This window comes from Pseudomonas sp. LBUM1660 (genome assembly GCF_059695935.1).
Genome location: NZ_CP166795.1, coordinates 1,519,546 through 1,537,559, shown reverse-complemented (window position 1 = coordinate 1,537,559; position 18,014 = coordinate 1,519,546). Strand labels below are relative to the sequence as shown.

Here is an 18,014-nt window from a genome sequence, read left to right as displayed (position 1 = left end):
GTTCGCCGATTTTGGCGCAAACCCGCTCTAGGCCCGGACGTTTGGGCAGGCTAGTCTTGGTGCTCTGATTGAGGAACTCTGATGATTGCAGGTATTTCTTCGCGCACGCCCCAGCAGGCGTTGGCCGCTTTGCTTGATCGATACGCCCCCGCGCGCCTGTTGTTGATCGGCGCCAGCGAGTTCCCCGCACTTGAGGCGTTCAAGCTCGCGCACCCGGACAGCTGCGTGGCGCATGCGGCACCGGGTGCGTTGCCGGCCGAACTGGCGGCGCGCCGCTTTGACCTGGCGCTGGTGGTCGATTGCCTTGAACACCTGCCAAAGCGTGACGGTCTGAATTTGTTAGGCGGGATCCGTAATCTCAACGCCAGTCGCATTGCGGTGCTGGCGGATTTGCCGGCCAGCGGCTGGCAGGAGACGGATTTCTTTTCCCTGGCCTTGCAAGCCAGTGAACGTTTCCAACGCGACGATCAAGTGCTGACGCTGTTCACCTACGATCTGCTTGACTATAAACAGGTGCCCGATTGGCTCAACTCACGGTTCTGGGCCAATCCGGAAAACTTCGGGAAATATTGGTGGTAACGCAATGAGTACATCCATTTGCCCTTGCGGCAGCGGCACCCTGCTCGACGCCTGCTGCGGCCATTACCATGCCGGGCATCCGGCGCCGTGTGCAGAAGCCTTGATGCGCTCGCGTTACAGCGCCTATGTGCTGGGGCTGATCGACTATCTGGTGGCAACCACCCTGCCCGCGCAACAGGCTGGCCTGGATCGGCAGTCCATCAGCGACTGGAGCGCAAAAAGCACCTGGCTGGGACTTGAGGTGGAAAGCTCCGAGGTATTGGGCGGTCAACCGGAACACGCATTCGTCACGTTCACCGCACGCTGGCATGACGGTGGCGGTGAACACAGCCACCGCGAGCGCTCCTCGTTCGTGCAGAACGCCGGGCACTGGTACTTCATCGACCCCACCGTGCCACTCAACGCCGGACGCAACGATGCCTGCCCGTGCGCCAGCGGGCAGAAATTCAAGAAGTGTTGCGCGGGGTATTTCGGCAGTTGAGGTGAACCCTGTTGTAGCAGTTGGCGAAGCCTGCCCGACCCGTAGGAGGGAGGCTTGCCCGCGAAGAACGATCACGCGATGCCCCTGAAGGATCGGGGGGGCCTTCTTCGCGGGCAAGCCTCGCTCCTACAAGGAGACGTCACCATGACCACCCAGCGACGCGTGTTACAGATGCTTACCCTGCTCCTGTTTCTCGGGCTCGGCGGCTGCGCGTCCTGGTTCGGTGAGGAACTGCCGGATCCGCAAGTGCATCTGGTCAAGGTCGAAGTGGTTCGGGCCAAGTTGATGGAGCAGAAATTCATCCTGCACTTTCGCGTCGACAACCCCAACGACAGCGACCTGACGGTGCGCGGCCTTGAATACCGCATTCACCTGGGCGACATGCTGCTGGCCGAAGGCGAGCATGAACACTGGTTCACCGTCGGCCCAAAGCGAAGTGCCTATTTCAAGGTGCCGATCCGTACCAATCTGTGGCCCAAGGTACGGGACTTGGTGAAAATGCTGAAAAAACCCGATCAGCCCATCCCCTATCGTCTGGAAGGTGAAATGGAAACCGGTTTATTCATCGCGCACTACGTGCACCTTGCGCGCAATGGCGTGATAATCCCCGCCGATTTAATTCCGGAGCAGAACCGATGACCCAGCAACCCCATGTCCATGGCCCTGACTGCAACCACGATCATGACCATGACCATGACCATCACGATCACCATGATCACGACCATGGCCATGTCCACGGCCCGAACTGCGGCCACGCCCACCAGGAACCGGTGCGAAACGCCCTGAAAGACGTCGGCCGCAACGACCCTTGCCCATGCGGCAACGGCAAGAAATTCAAGAAGTGCCACGGCGCTTGATGCTTCGGGCGAGTTTATTCTTCGCCAGTTGAATCGCCTTCGCGGGCAAGCCCGCTCCCACATTAGAACTGCGCCCGACACATGTTTTGTATCCGCAGCAGATTTAATGTGGGAGCGGGCTTGCTCGCGAAGGGGCCCTCAAACTCGCCGTCCATTCAAGATCTGCGCGGTACTCACAACCGTGGCATATTCCCCCTGCAAATTCCCCAGCGACATCGCATGCACCTCTTCCGCTGAATGCGCATTGCCAAAATAATCCGCCTTGTCGAACGTAAAGCACGCATCCTCCGCCACCCACGCGTCAAACCCCAGGTTCCCGGCCGTGCGCGCCGTGGATTCCACCGAGTTGTTGGTTGCAACGCCAACGATAATCAACTGCTCGATGCCTGTCTCGCGCAAACTCGCCTCCAGCCCCGTCGCACAAAACGCATCCGGTACCTGTTTCTGAATTAGTTGCTCGCCAGTCTGTGGCATGAAGCGTTCCTGAAACTCAACACCTGATTGCTGCGGCCAGAACACCGATTCCGGTGAACGGGACAGGTGCTGCACATGAATCACCGGCCGCCCGGTTCGACGCCAATAACCCAGCAAATCGAGAATCCGTTCCTCGGCCTGAGGATTATTTCGACGACCTAACTTGGGGTGCAGGATGCCTTTTTGTTGGTCGATGATGATCAGTGCTGCGTTGATCTTAATCTCCATGCCGACTTTTCTCACAACAGGTCATTGAATTTCACGCACTTCAACATCACCTCCTCTTACAGGCAAGCCATCAAATGCAAACAGGACGACCTGGTGCCCGCGGTCGCTGTCCGACCTATCGACGTCTCTTGATTGGAGTACTTCATGATCGACCTGTATTACTGGACCACCCCCAACGGCCACAAAATTTCGATATTCCTGGAAGAAGCCGGCCTGCCGTATAACGTGCACCCGATCAACATCAGCCAGAACGAACAGTTCCAGCCTCACTTCCTGAAAATTTCCCCGAACAACAGAATCCCGGCCATCGTCGATCACGAGCCCGTCGACGGTGGAGAACCGTTGTCGGTGTTCGAGTCGGGGGCGATTTTGTTGTACCTGGCGGAAAAAACCGGCAAGTTCCTGCCCACAGACCTGCGCGGTCGCCAACAAGCGCTGCAGTGGCTGTTCTGGCAGATGGGCGGCCTGGGGCCGATGGCGGGGCAAAATCATCACTTCAGCCAGTTTGCACCGGAGAAAATTCCTTACGCGATCAAGCGCTATATCGATGAGACCGCCCGTCTCTACGGGGTGCTCGACAAACAACTGGCCGACAAAGCGTTTGTCGCCGGTAGCGAATACAGCATTGCCGACATGGCGATCTACCCGTGGATCGTTTCCCACAAATGGCAGAGCCAGAACCTTGAAGACTTCCCTAACGTGCTGCGCTGGTTCAACCACATCCAGAACCGTCCGGCGACGGTGAAGGCCTATGCCCTGGCGGCCAAGGTCAACCCACCAAAACCCTGACCCCGACGCAGACGCAGACGCAGCCCCTATGGTGATGTACTAAATGTGGCGAGGGGACTTGTCCCCGTTGGACCGCGTAGCGGTCCCCTGCATTCCTCCAGATACACCGCATTCACAGGTTTACGACTGCTACGCAGCCGAACGGGGGCAAGCCCCCTCGCCACAGGTAATGCATCGCCCGGGAGATTGTGTTTATCGGACAAATCCTGAAATAACCTGAAGCCCCGCTTGCGCGCCCTCCTCCTGCTCACTAACGTAGCGCCTTTAATGACGCTACCCCCCGCAGGAGCTTTGCCATGGCCTCGCCAGCCCTTACACATTTTCTTCCCCGGTTCGGCGTTGCCGCAGCAGTGGCCGGTGTTTTGAGCCTGACCGGTTGTCAGACCTGGAACACCCAGGACACCCTCCCGCCGACCACCGGCGTGCAGCCGCTCAAGGGCCTGGCGCAGAACGTTTCGGTGCGCCGCAATGCCATGGGCATGCCGCTGATCGAAAGCAACAGCTTCCACGACGCCCTGTTCGCCCTCGGCTACGTCCACGCCAGCGACCGCATCACGCAAATGGTCACTCTGCGCCTGCTGGCTCAGGGCCGTTTGTCGGAGTTGTCCGGTTCGGACCTGCTGGACGCCGACCGCTACATGCGCGCCGTCAATCTGAAGAAAAGCGCGGGCGAGTTGTACAAGGCTTCATCGCCGCGCCTCAAACGCTTCTTCGAAGTCTATGCCCGCGGCGTGAACGCCTACCTGTTCCGCTTCCGCGACAAGTTGCCGGTCGACCTCACGGCCAGCGGTTACAAGCCTGAATACTGGCAACCGGAAGACTCCGCGCTGATTTTCTGCCTGCTGAACTTCAGTCAGTCCGCCAATCTGCCGGAAGAAATCAACGCACTGATGCTGGCCCAGACCGTCACCACGGACAAACTCGGGTGGCTGACGCCGTCCGCTCCCGACGAAAAACTGCCGCTGGGCGAAGCCGAAAAACTGCAGGGCTTTAAGCTCAATGGTGCTATCCCGGGCCTGACGGAAATCAGCAAAGCCACCGGACAACTGTCCGACCTGAATCTGCTGGGCGCCACCTCGTCGAACAACTGGGCCATCGGCCCGCAACGCAGCCGCAGTGGCAAAAGCCTGCTGGCCAGCGACAGCCACGGCCCACTGGGCGTGCCGTCGTTGTTCAGCTACGTGCAGATTCGCGCACCGAAATACCAGGCCTCTGGCGTGACGATCGCCGGTTTGCCCATGGTGCTTGGCGGTTTCAACGGCAAAGTGGCGTGGAGCATGACCTCGGTCATGGGCGACAACCAGGACCTGTTCCTGGAAAAAATCAAACGCCAGGGCAACGGCCTCACTTATGAGGTCGGCGGCAAATGGCAGCCGGCGATCGTGCGCAACGAAACCTACTTTGTCAAAGGCCAGCGGCCGATTCGCGAAGTGGTGTACGAAACCCGCCACGGTCCTTTGCTCAACAGCGCCCAAGGTACGGCGCTGGCCAACGGTTACGGCTTGGCCTTGCAGACACCAAACTTCACGGACGACAAAACCCTGGACGCGTTTTTCGACCTGTCCCGGGCGCAGAACGTCGAGAAAGCCTCGGACGCCAGCCGTGAAATCCGCGCCATCGCCTTGAACCTGGTGTTCGCCGATGCCAGCAACATCGGCTGGCAAGTCACCGGGCGTTACCCGAACCGTCGCGAAGGCGAAGGCCTGCTGCCGTCGCCGGGCTGGGAAGGTCGCTACGATTGGGACGGTTACGCCGACCCGATGCTCCATCCGTATGACCAGGACCCGGCCCAAGGCTGGCTCGGCACCGCCAACCAGCGGGTCATTCCCCATGGCTATGGCATGCAGTTGTCCAATTCCTGGTCGGCACCGGAACGTGGCGAACGCCTGGCCGAACTGGCGGGTGTGGGCAAACACGACACTCGCAGCGTGATCGCAATGCAATACGACCAGACCACGACGTTCGCCGCCAAACTGAAGAAAATGTTTGAAGCACCGGGCATGTCCCAGCCGCTCAAACAGGCCATCGAAGCCCTGCCGGTTGCCGATCGCGGCAAGGCTCGCGAGGCGTACACCCGTTTGATGGCGTTTGACGGCAAACTCAGCCCGACTTCCGCGGATGCGGCGATCTACGAGCTGTTCCTGCAGGAAAGCACCAAACAGATCTTCCTCGACGAACTGGGCCCGGAAAACAGCCCGGCGTGGAAAGCCTTTATCGCCAACGGCAAGTTGTCCTACGCAGCTCAGGCCGATCACCTGCTGGGCCGTGAAGACAGTCCGTTCTGGGATGACGCGCGCACGCCGCAGAAAGAAGACAAGCCGGCGATCCTCGCCCGCAGTCTGGCGGCGGCGATCAGCGCTGGTGACAGCCAATTGGGTAGTGATCACAAAGCCTGGCAGTGGGGCAAATTGCACCGCTATGAGTGGAAGAATGCCAGCGGCCAGACCGTGCGCGGTCCGCTCGCGGCCGGCGGCGATCACACGACGCTGAACACGGCGGCCTTCACTTGGGGCCAGGACTTCAACACCACGCTGGCGCCGGCCATGCGCTTTATCGTGGACTTCAGCCAGGCAGAACCGCTGATGGGGCAGAACAGCACCGGTCAGTCCGGCAACCCGGCGAGCCCGCACTACCTCGACAGCATTGATCCATGGCTGAAAGGGCAATACATGAGCCTGCCGATGCAACCGCAGAACTTTGACAAGGTATACGGCAAGACGCGATTGACCCTGACTCCCGGCAAATAAGGTCAAGCCGACCCAATGTGGGTTAACCAATGTGGGAGCGAGCCTGCTCGCGATAACGGTGTGTCAGTCACTAAAAGCGGTGGCTGACATGGCCTCATCGCGAGCGGGCTCGCTCCCACAGGGGAATATCTCTCTGCCATGAACATTTGATAGAACTTCTGGCTTCGCGCAAACCTCATAGCTAACAAGTCCCCCCATTTTGGTAACAACATGGATCTTGTTATCGCGCGTCCTGAAGGTCTCTACTGCCCCGCCGGCGATTTCTATATCGACCCGTGGCGGCCGGTCGAGCGTTCGGTCATCACGCACGCCCACGGCGACCATGCCCGCACTGGCAACCAGCATTACCTGGCAGCCGCGCCCGGCGAAGGGATTTTGCGTGCGCGATTGGGCCAGGACATCAACCTGCAAACGCTGCCCTACGGCGAGCGTTTGCGGCACCACGGCGTTACCCTGAGTTTTCACCCCGCCGGCCATGTCCTCGGCTCCGCGCAGGTGCGCCTGGAATACGGCGGCGAAGTCTGGGTGGCCTCGGGGGATTACAAGATCGAACCCGACGGCACCTGTGCGCCATTCGAACCAGTGCAGTGCCATACATTCATCACTGAGTCGACCTTCGGCCTGCCGATCTATCGCTGGCAACCCCAGGCGCAGGTCTTCGACGAGATCAATCAGTGGTGGCAGGCCAATGCCGCCGCCGACAAAACCAGCGTGTTGTTCTGCTATTCCTTCGGCAAGGCCCAGCGGATTCTCCATGGCATTGATGCCAGTCCAGGCCCCATTTTGGTGCATGGCGCGGTGGAACCGCTGAACCGGGTGTATCGCGAGAGCGGCGTTTATATACCGCCGACGATCTATGCCGGCGACGTGCAAAAGAGCGATCCGATGATGCGCAAGGCGCTGGTCATCGCCCCGCCATCGGCTGGCGCGAGCACCTGGATGCGCCGGTTTGGCGATTACAGCGATGGCTTTGCCAGCGGCTGGATGCGATTGCGCGGCACGCGGCGCAGACGCGGCGTGGACCGTGGCTTTGTATTGTCCGACCACGCCGACTGGCCCGGCCTGCTATGGGCCATCGAACAGAGCGGGGCCGAACGGGTCATGGTCACCCACGGTTCGGCGGGGGTGCTGGTGCGGCATCTGCGCGAACAGGGCCTTGATGCCATGGCCTTCAGCACCGAATACGGCGGCGACGATGAGGAAGAAAGCGCAGAGGTCGAGCCCGAGAGCGCCGAGGTGCCGGCATGAAAGCCTTCGCCGAGCTGTATGCCGAACTCGACGCCACCACATCAAACAATGCCAAATTGGCCGCCATGCAAACCTACTTTGCTCAGGCCGCCCCCGAAGACGCCGCGTGGGCGGTGTACTTTTTGTCCGGCGGGCGATTTCGGCAGTTGGTGCCAGTGCGCATGCTGCGTGAGCTGGCCGTCGAGTTTTCCGGCCTTGAGCCCTGGCTGTTCGAAGAAAGTTACCAGGCGGTCGGCGATCTGGCGGAAACCATTTCGCTGGTCCTGCCCGAAACCCAGCACAGCTCCACCGACGGGCTGGCGGTGTGGATTGAAGACAAACTGCTGTCACTGCGCGGTGAGTCCCCGGAAGTTCTCGCAGAGCGACTGCCCGCGCTCTGGGCGCAACTGGACCGTCACAGCCTGATGCTCTCCATCAAACTCATTACCGGCAGTTTCCGAGTCGGCGTCTCCAAGCTGCTGGTGACGCGAGCCTTGGCGGCCATGGCGGGGCTCGACAGCAAACGCGTGGCCCAGCGGTTGGTCGGGTACACCGACTTGTCCAATCGTCCGAGCGCTGCCAGTTACCTGAAATTGATCGCCGCCGAATCGTCCGACGAACATGCCCAACGCGGTGGCCAGCCCTACCCGTTTTTCCTGGCCCACGCCCTGTCACAACCGGTCGAACAGTTCGAAACCGTGCTCGGCCCGGCAAGCCAGTGGCAAGTGGAGTGGAAGTGGGACGGCATCCGCGCCCAAGTGGTCAAGCGTGAGGGGCGCCTGTGGATCTGGTCACGCGGCGAAGAACTGGTGACCGAGCGCTTTCCCGAACTCGACAGCCTGTTGCACGGACTGCCTGACGGTACGGTGATCGACGGTGAAATCGTCGCCTGGAAAGCCCCTCGACCCAACACTGACGATGCTTTCAATCCACCATCGCCATCCGCTCCTGCGGTACTGCCGTTCGCGCTGTTGCAGCAGCGAATCGGCCGCAAAACCCTGGACAAGAAAATTCTCGAAGACGTGCCGGTGGTGGTCCTCGCCTACGATTTGCTGGAATGGCAAGGCGAGGACTGGCGCCGTCAGCCTCAGGCCAAGCGCCGCACGCAATTGGATCAGCTCATCACCACCTGCAACAACCCGGTGTTACTCGCCTCACCGGTGCTTACCGGCGAAGACTGGTTCGACCTCGCCCGGCAACGCGAGGCCTCCCGCAGCCTCGGTGTCGAAGGCATGATGCTCAAGGCCCGGGATGCTTTGTATGGCGTCGGCCGGACCAAGGACATGGGCGTCTGGTGGAAATGGAAAGTCGACCCCTTCAGCGTCGATGCGGTGCTGATTTATGCGCAGCGCGGCCATGGTCGCCGGGCGAGTCTTTACAGTGACTACACCTTCGCAGTGTGGGACGGCCCGCCGGACGCCAGCGAACGCACCCTGGTGCCGTTCGCCAAAGCTTATTCAGGGTTGACCGACGAGGAAATGCGCCAGGTCGACAGCATAGTGCGCAAGACCACGGTGGAGAAATTCGGGCCGGTGAGCAGTGTGAAACCGAGCCTGGTGTTTGAGCTGGGGTTTGAGGGTATTGCCCTGTCGAAACGCCACAAGAGCGGGATTGCCGTGCGGTTTCCACGGATGTTGAGGTGGCGACAGGATAAGTCGGTTGAGGAGGCTGACAATCTCGGAACATTGCAGGATTTGCTGGGCTGAAATAAGCCTTTGTGGCGAGGGAGCTTGCTCCCGTTTCGGCTGCGAAGCAGTCGCAAATTTTCAACAGCGGGACCGCTTCGCGCTCCGGCGGGAGCAAGCTCCCTCGCCACAGGATTTGAATCCGTTTGACCTTATTTGGTGCAGCTATTTTCCGACGCCCGTTTTCGTGCACAAATCCCCTATTGCCACTTCTTGTATCACCTTTTAAAACGCTTGTTCGGGACTCTGGTTCGGAAATTGCTACTTTCAATGGGTCTTACGCTTTCCAGTAACAATAATTCTGCGCCACAAGCGCTCATATTGGTTCTTAGGGATTGAATAATGAAAAAAGCATTGCTGACCCTTTCTGCACTGGCGTTGTGCATGGCTGCTGGTTCCGCCATGGCAAAGGAATACAAAGAACTGCGTTTTGGCGTTGACCCTTCCTATGCGCCATTCGAGTCGAAAGCGGCAGACGGCAGCCTGGTGGGCTTTGACATCGATCTGGGGAACGCGATCTGCGCCGAGCTGAAGGTCAAGTGCAAATGGGTCGAAAGCGATTTCGACGGCATGATTCCGGGCCTCAAGGCCAATAAATTCGACGGTGTGATCTCTTCGATGACCGTCACCCCGGCCCGCGAAAAAGTCATCGACTTCTCTGAAGAGCTGTTCTCCGGCCCAACCGCTTATGTATTCAAGAAAGGTTCCGGCCTGAGCGAAGACGTTGCTTCCCTGAAGGGTAAGACCGTCGGCTACGAGCAAGGCACCATCCAGGAAGCCTACGCCAAGGCCGTGTTGGACAAGGCTGGCGTGAAAACCCAGGCCTATCAGAACCAGGATCAGGTGTATTCCGACCTGATGTCGGGTCGTCTCGACGCTGCGATCCAGGACATGCTGCAAGCCGAACTGGGCTTCTTGAAGTCGCCAAAGGGCGAAGGTTACGAAGTCAGCAAGCCGGTTGACAGCGAATTGCTGCCGGCCAAAACAGCTATCGGTATCTCTAAAGGTAACAAAGACCTCAAAGCACTTTTGGATAAAGGTATCAAAGCGTTACACGACGATGGCACCTACGCCACCATTCAGAAGAAACACTTTGGCGATCTGAATCTGTACAGCGGCAAATAATGCCCGGCGCCCATCTCGCGATGGGCGCTTTTTTCACCCGATCAGGTTGCTGATTTATGTTCGAAAACCTATTACAAAACCTGGGGCTCTCAGCCTTCAGCCTCAAGGGCTTCGGTCCGTTGCTGATGGAAGGCACCTGGATGACCATCAAATTATCAGCGTTGTCGCTGCTGGTGGCCGTATTGCTCGGCCTGCTCGGCGCCACTGCCAAATTGTCAAAAGTCAAACTGGTGCGGGTTCCAGCACAGATCTACACCACTCTGATTCGCGGCGTACCGGACCTGGTGCTGATGCTGCTGATTTTCTACAGCCTGCAAACCTGGTTGACGTCGTTCACCGATTTCATGGAATGGGAATACATCGAGATCAACCCGTTCAGTGCCGGGGTCATTACCCTGGGATTCATTTACGGCGCGTACTTCACCGAAACCTTTCGCGGGGCGATTCTCTCCGTGCCTCGGGGCCAGGTCGAAGCGGCTACCGCGTATGGCCTCAAACGTGGTCAGCGCTTTCGAATCGTGGTGTTCCCGCAAATGATGCGTTTCGCCCTGCCGGGTATCGGTAATAACTGGATGGTGATGCTCAAGGCCACCGCGCTGGTCTCGATCATCGGCCTCGCCGATCTGGTCAAGGCGGCACAGGATGCCGGCAAAAGCACCTATCAGCTGTTTTACTTCCTGGTGCTCGCAGCGCTGATTTACCTGGTGATCACCAGCGCCTCGAACTTTGTCCTGCGCTGGCTCGAACGCCGCTACGCCGCCGGTTCCCGGGAGGCCGTACGATGATCGAACTCTTGCAGGAGTACTGGAAACCTTTCCTTTATACCGACGGCTACAACATCACCGGCCTGGCCATGACCCTGTGGCTGCTCAGTGCCTCGATCTTCATCGGTTTCCTGGTGTCGATCCCGCTGTCCATCGCCCGGGTCTCGCCGCATTTCTACATTCGCTGGCCGGTGCAGTTCTACACGTACCTGTTCCGCGGCACACCGCTGTATATACAGTTGCTGATTTGCTACACCGGCATCTACAGCCTGGCCGCCGTGCGCGCCCAGCCGGTGCTGGATGCGTTCTTTCGCGATGCGATGAACTGCACGATCCTGGCGTTTGCCCTGAACACCTGTGCCTACACCACTGAGATTTTCGCCGGGGCGATCCGCAGCATGGCCCACGGTGAAGTCGAAGCGGCCAAGGCTTACGGCCTGACAGGCTGGAAGCTGTATGCCTACGTGATCATGCCGTCAGCCCTGCGTCGCTCGTTGCCTTATTACAGCAACGAAGTGATTCTGATGCTGCACTCGACCACCGTAGCGTTCACCGCGACCATCCCGGATGTTTTGAAAGTCGCACGGGACGCCAACTCGGCGACCTTCTTGACGTTCCAGTCGTTCGGCATCGCCGCGCTGATCTACCTGACCGTTACCTTCGTGCTGGTCGGCCTGTTCCGCCTCGCCGAACGCCGATGGCTGGCGTTCCTCGGGCCGACCCACTAGGACCCGCTTTCAGGAATAAAGAGACGAACATGCGCCACCAGATACATGACTTGCTGGCCCCACTGCCGGGGACCGCACGACAGATTCACAGCTTCCACTTCGGCCCAACGTCGGCCAAAGGCAAGATCTACATCCAGTCGTCCCTGCACGCCGATGAAATGCCCGGCATGCTGGTGGCCTGGCACCTCAAGCAGCGTCTGGCGGAGCTGGAAGCCGCCGGTCGCCTGCGCAGCGAAATCGTGCTGGTGCCGGTGGCCAACCCGGTCGGCCTGGAACAGGTGCTGATGGATGTGCCACTGGGCCGCTACGAGCTGGAAAGCGGGCAAAACTTCAATCGCTGGTTCGTCGACTTGAGCGAAGCGGTCGGCAACGAGATCGAAGGCCAGCTCGGCGAAGATCCGCAGCGCAACCTCGAGTTGATCCGCGAAAATCTACGCAACGCCCTCGCCAGGCAGACCGCTAGCACGCAACTGCAATCCCAACGCCTGACCCTGCAACGGCTGGCCTGCGATGCGGACATGGTGCTGGACCTGCATTGTGATTTCGAAGCGGTCGCCCACCTTTACACCACACCCGACGCCTGGCCCCAGGTCGAGCCGCTGGCCCGTTACATCGGTGCCGAAGCGAGCCTGCTGGCCACCGATTCCGGCGGTCAGTCGTTCGATGAATGCTTCACCCTGCTCTGGTGGCAGTTGAAAGAACGCTTCGGCGAACAGTTCAACATCCCGCTGGGCAGTTTCTCGGTCACCGTCGAATTGCGCGGCCAGGGCGACGTCAATCATCCTCTGGCCAGTCTCGACTGCCAGGCGCTGATTGATTACCTGATTCACTTCGGCGCCATTGCCGGCGAAGCGGCGCCATTGCCCGAGCTGCCCTACCCCGCCACCCCGTTGGCCGGCGTCGAGCCGGTGTCGACACCGGTGGGTGGCCTGCTGGTGTTCACCGCGCTGCCGGGGGAATACCTCGAAGCCGGGCAACTGATCGCCGAAATCATCGACCCGATCAACGATCGCGTCACTCCCGTTCATTGCACTGCCGCCGGCCTGATGTACGCCCGCTCGCTGCGGCGCATGGCCACTGCCGGCATGGTGATCGCGCACGTCGCGGGCACCGAGGCCTATCGCAGCGGCTACCTACTTTCGCCTTGAGGATGCATGCCCCATGTACAAACTGACCATCGAAGGCCTGCATAAAAGCTATGGCGATCATCATGTGCTCAAAGGCGTTTCACTCAAGGCCAACACCGGCGACGTCATCAGCCTGATCGGCGCCAGCGGCTCGGGCAAAAGTACCTTTCTGCGCTGCATCAACTTTCTCGAACAACCGAATGACGGCGCCATGAGCCTGGATGGCCAGAACATCCGCATGATCAAGGACCGCCACGGCATGCACGTGGCCGACCCCGATGAACTGCAAAAAATCCGCACCCGCCTGGCCATGGTGTTCCAGCACTTCAACCTGTGGAGCCACATGACGGTGCTGGAAAACGTCACCATGGCGCCGCGCCGGGTGCTGGGTTGCAGCAAAGAGGAAGCCGAAGACCGCGCGCGGCGTTACCTCGACAAGGTCGGGCTGGCGGCACGGGTGGCGGATCAATACCCGGCGTTTCTTTCCGGTGGCCAGCAGCAACGCGTGGCGATTGCGCGGGCATTGGCCATGGAACCGGAAGTCATGCTGTTCGACGAACCGACCTCGGCACTCGACCCGGAGCTGGTGGGTGAGGTGCTGCGAGTGATTCAAGGCCTGGCTGAAGAAGGCCGGACCATGATCATGGTGACTCACGAAATGAGCTTCGCCCGCAAAGTGTCGAGCCAGGTGTTGTTTCTGCATCAGGGCCTGGTCGAGGAAGAAGGCGCGCCGGAAGACGTACTGGGCAATCCGAAGAGCGAGCGGCTGAAGCAGTTCCTGAGCGGCAACCTCAAGTAACACAGCAAACCCTGTAGGAGCGAAGCTTGCTCGCGAAGGCGGTGTGTCAGACAACGATGATGTCGGCTGACACACCGCCTTCGCGAGCAAGCTTCGCTCCTACAGGGTTCAGGTGTCGATCGGCAGTACTGCAATTAAACTTGTTCACCCGCGCCGCGGTCACTGAAAGAAGACTTTCAGAGCGCACACCGCCGGCATGGGATCTTCCACCGACTACGCATCACAATGGTTCAGCGCCCGCGACTGGAAGCCATTCGCCTTTCAGAAGCAAGTGTGGACGGCCGTCAAGCGCGGTGAGTCCGGATTACTGCACGCCAGCACCGGTGCCGGTAAAACCTATGCAGTCTGGTTTGCCGCGCTCAATCGCTACGCCACGCCCACCGCCCCTGTTGAAAACCCTCGCAAACGGAAACCGCCGGCCGAACCGCTGACGGTGCTGTGGATAACCCCCATGCGCGCCTTGGCCGCCGACACCGCTCGCGCCCTGGAAGCGCCGCTGCACGACCTGCAGATCCCCTGGAGCGTCGGCCTGCGCACAGGCGACACCCGCAGCAGCGAACGTGCGCGACAGAGCCGACGCCTGCCCACCACGCTGATCACCACCCCCGAAAGCCTGACCCTGATGCTCGCACGTGCCGATGCGCAAACCGCGCTAGCGACCTTGCGCATGGTGGTGGTCGACGAATGGCACGAACTGCTCGGCAACAAGCGCGGCGTGCAGCTGCAACTGGCCCTCGCCCGTTTGCGCCGGTGGAAGACGGACCTGATCGTGTGGGGCGTTTCCGCGACGCTGGGTAATCAGGCCCACGCCGAACAGGTATTGATCCCACAGGGTGACGGCATCAGCGTGCAAGGCCAGACGTCCAAGGAACTGCGGGTCGACACGCTGCTGCCGCCCGCCATCGAGCGCTTTCCTTGGGCCGGGCACATTGGCTTGAAGATGTTGCCGCAAGTCGTCGCTGAAATAGACTCCAGCCCCAGCAGCCTGGTGTTCACCAATACTCGCGCGCAATCCGAGATCTGGTATCAGGCCTTGCTGGGCGCGCGCCCCGATTGGGCCGGGCTGATCGCCTTGCACCACAGCTCACTGTCGCGCGACACCCGCGACTGGGTCGAGCGAGCGCTGAAGGAAGGCCAGCTCAAAGCGGTGGTCTGCACCTCAAGCCTCGACTTGGGAGTGGATTTCCTGCCGGTGGAACGGGTGCTGCAAATCGGCTCGGCCAAAGGCGTGGCGCGCCTGATGCAGCGGGCCGGGCGTTCCGGTCATGCGCCGGGGAGAGTGTCACGGGTGACGCTGGTGCCGACCCACAGCCTGGAGCTGATCGAAGCGGCCGCGGCTCAAGACGCCGTGGCGCAACGCCGTATCGAGCCCCGAGAGTCGCCGCACAAACCGTTGGATGTGCTGGTTCAACACCTGGTCAGCATGGCGCTGGGCGGTGGGTTTCTTCCCGATGAGTTGTATGAAGAAGTCCGTGGAGCCTGGGCCTATCGAGACCTTACCGTGGAGGATTGGACCTGGGCATTGGCTTTCGTACGCCACGGAGGTCTTTCTCTGACAGCCTATCCGGATTATCGCCGGGTCGAGCCTGACGAGCTTGGCGTCTGGCGTGTACCGGATGCTCGGCTGGCGCGGCGACATCGCATGAGCATCGGCACCATCGTCAGCGATGCGAGCATTCAGCTGAAGTTCTGGAGCAAGGGCGGCGGCGGCAAGCAGTTGGGCAGTGTCGAGGAAGGTTTTATTGCGCGACTCAAACCGGGCGACGGTTTCCTGTTCGCGGGGCGCTTGCTGGAGTTGGTACGCGTGGAAAACATGACCGCTTATGTCAAACGCAGCACCGCGAAAAAAGCCGCGGTGCCGCGCTGGAATGGCGGGCGGATGCCCCTTTCCAACGAACTGGCACAGGCGGTGGTCGCGCGTTTCAGTGCGGCGGAGCAAGGCGAGTTCATCGGCCCGGAGATGCGGGCGCTACGGCAGCTGCTGGAGGTGCAGCAACGCTGGTCCGGGCTGCCGACCTCGAATTCGTTGCTGGCCGAAGCGCTGAAATCCCGCGAAGGCTGGCACCTGTTTCTATACCCCTTTGCCGGGCGCCAGGTGCATCTGGGCCTGGCGAGTTTGCTGGCGTGGCGGGTCAGCCAGCAGCAGGCGGTGACGTTTTCCATCGCGGTCAACGATTACGGGCTGGAGTTGCTCAGCGCCACCCCTGTGGATTGGTCGCAGGTGTTGAACCCTGGCCTGTTGAGCCCCGAACACTTGTTGAACGATGTCCTCGCCAGCTTGAATGCCGGCGAACTCGCGCTCCGCCGCTTTCGGGAAATCGCGCGAATTGCCGGACTGGTGTTTGCCGGCTACCCCGGCGCACCGAAAAGTACACGGCAGGTCCAAGCCTCCAGCGGACTGTTCTTCGAGGTGTTCAAGCAGTACGACGCGGGGAATCTGTTGCTGGCGCAGGCTGGGGAAGAAGTCCTACGGGAAGAACTGGATATTGATCGTCTGGAACAGACGTTGGCGCGTATCAATCGACTGAAACTGGACCTGCATCAGATCAAACGTCCTACGCCGCTGGGGTTTCCCCTGTTAGTTGAGCGCATGCGGGAAAGCATGAGTTCGGAAAAACTCGCGGACCGTATCCGACGCATGGTCACCGACCTTGAGAAAACCGCCGAAACCGGGAAAACCTGATGAGTACGCCCTATCCCGTGCGACTGGCCGGTGAGGAACTGTGGCTGCTGCCGGAAAAAGCCATTTACTGGCCGGCACAACAAGCCCTGCTGATCGCCGATGTGCATTTTGGCAAAGCGGCGGCGTATCGCAGCCTTGGCCAGCCGGTGCCCCATGGCACCACCGCCAGCAATGTCGCGGTGCTGGACGGGTTGTTGGCCGCTTTACCCTGCCGTCAGCTGATTTTCCTCGGGGATTTTCTGCACGGGCCTGGCTCCCATGCTTGCGGCACGTTAAGCGCCCTGGCTGAGTGGCGAGCGCGACACGCGGATCTGCCGATGACGCTGATCCGCGGCAACCACGACAAACGTGCAGGGGACCCGCCGGCGTCGTTAAACATACGCGTGGTGCCTGAGCCGTTGTTACTCGGGCCGTTCGCCTTGCAGCATGAGCCCGATCCGCATCCGCACCGGCATGTACTCGCCGGACATGTGCATCCGGTTTATCGGCTGAACGGCAGAGGTCGGCAGCGATTGCGCTTGGCATGTTTCAGATTGGGCGAGCAGATCAGCCTGCTTCCGGCTTTGGGCGCGTTTACCGGCGGGTATCAGGTTGAGCGCGACGACAGCTGCAGGATCTTTGTCATCGGCGACAACGAAATATGGCCAGTCAGCTGAAGTCTTCAAGGACTACAGCTGACTGACCATTCATTGTCGACGGCAGATCAGGCTACAGGCGCGGGAGGCGGCTCATCCGGCAGGGTGGGTTCACCGGGCTCGGTAGGCTGTTCGTTCGGGGTATCAGGATCAGGCTGGCCGGGGATGCCCCCTGCCATGCTGATGGCTGGATGTGCCAACAAGGACCAGGCCAGGACGCCAATCTGATTGGGCTCAAGCCTTGCCAGTTCGGCACTTATTCGCGGATCGATCTTCATAAAGCACTCCTGAGCGATGGCCCCGTCCGCTGTACGCGAACCGGGCAGTACACCCAATAGAGTGTCTACCCGCTCAAGAATTCCCGCGACCTGCCAGATGAATGGCTCAGGTGCGTGGCAGGGTCACGCCGCGTTGGCCCTGATACTTGCCGCCACGGTCCTTATAAGACACTTCGCACTCTTCGTCGGATTCAAGGAACAGCATCTGCGCCACGCCTTCGTTGGCATAGATTTTCGCCGGCAGGTTGGTTGTGTTCGAGAATTCCAGGGTCACATGCCCCTCCCACTCAGGCTCAAGCGGGGTGACGTTGACGATGATGCCGCAGCGGGCGTAGGTGCTTTTACCCAGGCAAATGGTCAATACGTTGCGCGGAATACGGAAGTATTCGACGGTGCTGGCCAGGGCGAAAGAGTTCGGCGGGATGATGCAGACATCGCTGTGGATATCGACGAAGCTGCCGGCATCAAAATTTTTCGGGTCGACAATGGCCGAATTAATGTTGGTGAACACCTTGAAATGACTAGTGCAACGAACGTCGTAGCCGTAACTCGACACGCCGTAGGAGATCACACGGTTATCGTCGCTGCCGCGCACCTGGCGCTCGACGAACGGCTCGATCATGCCGTGTTCCTGCGCCATGCGGCGAATCCACTTGTCCGATTTGATGCTCATGGCGGGTGTCCTGAATAGCGAGGTGGAAAAATTCTGTCCGGCATCTTACCGGGCGCGCGCTCCGGGTTCAAAGTCCGGGGGTGTAATTCTCGCCAATCCCCCGTGATATCTGGGTCTTCGCCGTAATCCGGTGCA

The 18,014-nt window shown here is 60.2% G+C and carries 18 protein-coding genes; 15 read left to right on the top strand and 3 right to left on the bottom strand.

The window, feature by feature from the left end:
• Positions 1–81 precede the first annotated feature (81 nt).
• The 4 genes from ACA068_RS07225 (at position 82) to ACA068_RS07210 (ending at position 1,917) form a co-directional block, all read left to right on the top strand.
• Positions 82–579 carry a DUF6231 family protein gene (locus ACA068_RS07225; protein WP_403098674.1) on the top strand — a complete coding sequence of 166 codons (498 nt, stop codon included), beginning with the start codon at positions 82–84 and terminating at the stop codon, positions 577–579.
• A gap of 4 nt (positions 580–583) precedes the next feature.
• A complete protein-coding gene (locus ACA068_RS07220; protein WP_497308723.1) occupies positions 584–1,060 on the top strand; it encodes a YchJ family protein in 477 nt (158 codons plus the stop codon).
• 144 nt (positions 1,061–1,204) lie between these two features.
• Entirely contained in the window at positions 1,205–1,699 is a 495-nt protein-coding gene (locus ACA068_RS07215; protein ID WP_497308721.1) for an LEA/WHy family protein, read from the top strand.
• Positions 1,696–1,917: an SEC-C metal-binding domain-containing protein gene (locus ACA068_RS07210; RefSeq protein ID WP_497308719.1), complete on the top strand. Its 222-nt coding sequence runs from the start codon at positions 1,696–1,698 to the stop codon at positions 1,915–1,917. Before ACA068_RS07215 ends, ACA068_RS07210 begins: the two co-directional genes overlap by 4 nt.
• A gap of 138 nt (positions 1,918–2,055) precedes the next feature.
• Here the strand turns inward: ACA068_RS07210 and ACA068_RS07205 are convergent, their stop codons facing one another.
• Positions 2,056–2,619, bottom strand: coding sequence for a cysteine hydrolase family protein (locus tag ACA068_RS07205; RefSeq protein WP_497308717.1), 564 nt, complete (start codon positions 2,617–2,619; stop codon positions 2,056–2,058).
• A 144-nt stretch (positions 2,620–2,763) separates the two neighbouring features.
• Here ACA068_RS07205 and ACA068_RS07200 point away from each other — a divergent pair, with 144 nt between their 5' ends.
• The 11 genes from ACA068_RS07200 to pdeM all read left to right on the top strand — a co-directional run bounded on the left by ACA068_RS07200 (position 2,764) and on the right by pdeM (position 16,949).
• Positions 2,764–3,408 (top strand): glutathione binding-like protein, encoded by a 645-nt coding sequence (locus tag ACA068_RS07200; protein ID WP_497308715.1) that lies wholly within the window; start codon positions 2,764–2,766, stop codon positions 3,406–3,408.
• Positions 3,409–3,704: 296 nt separating this feature from the next.
• Positions 3,705–6,155 (top strand): penicillin acylase family protein, encoded by a 2,451-nt coding sequence (locus tag ACA068_RS07195; RefSeq protein WP_497308713.1) that lies wholly within the window; start codon positions 3,705–3,707, stop codon positions 6,153–6,155.
• A gap of 210 nt (positions 6,156–6,365) precedes the next feature.
• Positions 6,366–7,403, top strand: a complete 1,038-nt coding sequence (locus ACA068_RS07190) for a ligase-associated DNA damage response exonuclease (RefSeq protein WP_497308711.1) — start codon at positions 6,366–6,368, stop codon at positions 7,401–7,403.
• On the top strand, positions 7,400–9,088 hold the full coding sequence (locus ACA068_RS07185) for an ATP-dependent DNA ligase (protein WP_497308709.1): 1,689 nt from the start codon (positions 7,400–7,402) through the stop codon (positions 9,086–9,088). Before ACA068_RS07190 ends, ACA068_RS07185 begins: the two co-directional genes overlap by 4 nt.
• Positions 9,089–9,409: 321 nt before the next feature.
• Positions 9,410–10,192 (top strand): transporter substrate-binding domain-containing protein, encoded by a 783-nt coding sequence (locus tag ACA068_RS07180; protein WP_497308707.1) that lies wholly within the window; start codon positions 9,410–9,412, stop codon positions 10,190–10,192.
• A gap of 56 nt (positions 10,193–10,248) precedes the next feature.
• On the top strand, positions 10,249–10,977 hold the full coding sequence (locus ACA068_RS07175) for an ABC transporter permease (RefSeq protein ID WP_403098650.1): 729 nt from the start codon (positions 10,249–10,251) through the stop codon (positions 10,975–10,977).
• The gene (locus ACA068_RS07170) at positions 10,974–11,684 is read left to right on the top strand and encodes an ABC transporter permease (RefSeq protein WP_497308705.1); all 711 of its coding nucleotides are present in this window, start codon (positions 10,974–10,976) and stop codon (positions 11,682–11,684) included. The genes ACA068_RS07175 and ACA068_RS07170 overlap by 4 nt, the downstream gene beginning before the upstream one ends.
• A gap of 29 nt (positions 11,685–11,713) precedes the next feature.
• Entirely contained in the window at positions 11,714–12,832 is a 1,119-nt protein-coding gene (locus ACA068_RS07165) for a succinylglutamate desuccinylase/aspartoacylase family protein (protein ID WP_497308703.1), read from the top strand.
• A 13-nt stretch (positions 12,833–12,845) separates the two neighbouring features.
• Positions 12,846–13,610 (top strand): ABC transporter ATP-binding protein, encoded by a 765-nt coding sequence (locus tag ACA068_RS07160; RefSeq protein WP_497308701.1) that lies wholly within the window; start codon positions 12,846–12,848, stop codon positions 13,608–13,610.
• A gap of 196 nt (positions 13,611–13,806) precedes the next feature.
• On the top strand, positions 13,807–16,293 hold the full coding sequence (locus tag ACA068_RS07155; RefSeq protein ID WP_497308699.1) for a ligase-associated DNA damage response DEXH box helicase: 2,487 nt from the start codon (positions 13,807–13,809) through the stop codon (positions 16,291–16,293).
• Positions 16,293–16,949 (top strand): ligase-associated DNA damage response endonuclease PdeM, encoded by a 657-nt coding sequence (gene pdeM / locus ACA068_RS07150; protein WP_497308697.1) that lies wholly within the window; start codon positions 16,293–16,295, stop codon positions 16,947–16,949. Before ACA068_RS07155 ends, pdeM begins: the two co-directional genes overlap by 1 nt.
• A 47-nt stretch (positions 16,950–16,996) precedes the next feature.
• On the opposite strand, the gene ACA068_RS07145 is transcribed toward pdeM, so the two are convergent.
• On the bottom strand, positions 16,997–17,206 hold the full coding sequence (locus ACA068_RS07145; RefSeq protein WP_010462659.1) for a hypothetical protein: 210 nt from the start codon (positions 17,204–17,206) through the stop codon (positions 16,997–16,999).
• A gap of 106 nt (positions 17,207–17,312) precedes the next feature.
• Positions 17,313–17,879, bottom strand: coding sequence for a dCTP deaminase (gene dcd / locus ACA068_RS07140; RefSeq protein ID WP_010462661.1), 567 nt, complete (start codon positions 17,877–17,879; stop codon positions 17,313–17,315).
• Positions 17,880–18,014 lie beyond the last annotated feature (135 nt).

Coding starts and splice junctions, on each gene's coding strand:
- ACA068_RS07225 (WP_403098674.1), top strand. CDS start 82: ATGATTGCAGGTATTTCTTCGCGCACGCCCCAGCAGGCGTTGGCCGCT.
- ACA068_RS07220 (WP_497308723.1), top strand. CDS start 584: ATGAGTACATCCATTTGCCCTTGCGGCAGCGGCACCCTGCTCGACGCC.
- ACA068_RS07215 (WP_497308721.1), top strand. CDS start 1,205: ATGACCACCCAGCGACGCGTGTTACAGATGCTTACCCTGCTCCTGTTT.
- ACA068_RS07210 (WP_497308719.1), top strand. CDS start 1,696: ATGACCCAGCAACCCCATGTCCATGGCCCTGACTGCAACCACGATCAT.
- ACA068_RS07205 (WP_497308717.1), bottom strand. CDS start 2,619: ATGGAGATTAAGATCAACGCAGCACTGATCATCATCGACCAACAAAAA.
- ACA068_RS07200 (WP_497308715.1), top strand. CDS start 2,764: ATGATCGACCTGTATTACTGGACCACCCCCAACGGCCACAAAATTTCG.
- ACA068_RS07195 (WP_497308713.1), top strand. CDS start 3,705: ATGGCCTCGCCAGCCCTTACACATTTTCTTCCCCGGTTCGGCGTTGCC.
- ACA068_RS07190 (WP_497308711.1), top strand. CDS start 6,366: ATGGATCTTGTTATCGCGCGTCCTGAAGGTCTCTACTGCCCCGCCGGC.
- ACA068_RS07185 (WP_497308709.1), top strand. CDS start 7,400: ATGAAAGCCTTCGCCGAGCTGTATGCCGAACTCGACGCCACCACATCA.
- ACA068_RS07180 (WP_497308707.1), top strand. CDS start 9,410: ATGAAAAAAGCATTGCTGACCCTTTCTGCACTGGCGTTGTGCATGGCT.
- ACA068_RS07175 (WP_403098650.1), top strand. CDS start 10,249: ATGTTCGAAAACCTATTACAAAACCTGGGGCTCTCAGCCTTCAGCCTC.
- ACA068_RS07170 (WP_497308705.1), top strand. CDS start 10,974: ATGATCGAACTCTTGCAGGAGTACTGGAAACCTTTCCTTTATACCGAC.
- ACA068_RS07165 (WP_497308703.1), top strand. CDS start 11,714: ATGCGCCACCAGATACATGACTTGCTGGCCCCACTGCCGGGGACCGCA.
- ACA068_RS07160 (WP_497308701.1), top strand. CDS start 12,846: ATGTACAAACTGACCATCGAAGGCCTGCATAAAAGCTATGGCGATCAT.
- ACA068_RS07155 (WP_497308699.1), top strand. CDS start 13,807: ATGGGATCTTCCACCGACTACGCATCACAATGGTTCAGCGCCCGCGAC.
- pdeM (WP_497308697.1), top strand. CDS start 16,293: ATGAGTACGCCCTATCCCGTGCGACTGGCCGGTGAGGAACTGTGGCTG.
- ACA068_RS07145 (WP_010462659.1), bottom strand. CDS start 17,206: ATGAAGATCGATCCGCGAATAAGTGCCGAACTGGCAAGGCTTGAGCCC.
- dcd (WP_010462661.1), bottom strand. CDS start 17,879: ATGAGCATCAAATCGGACAAGTGGATTCGCCGCATGGCGCAGGAACAC.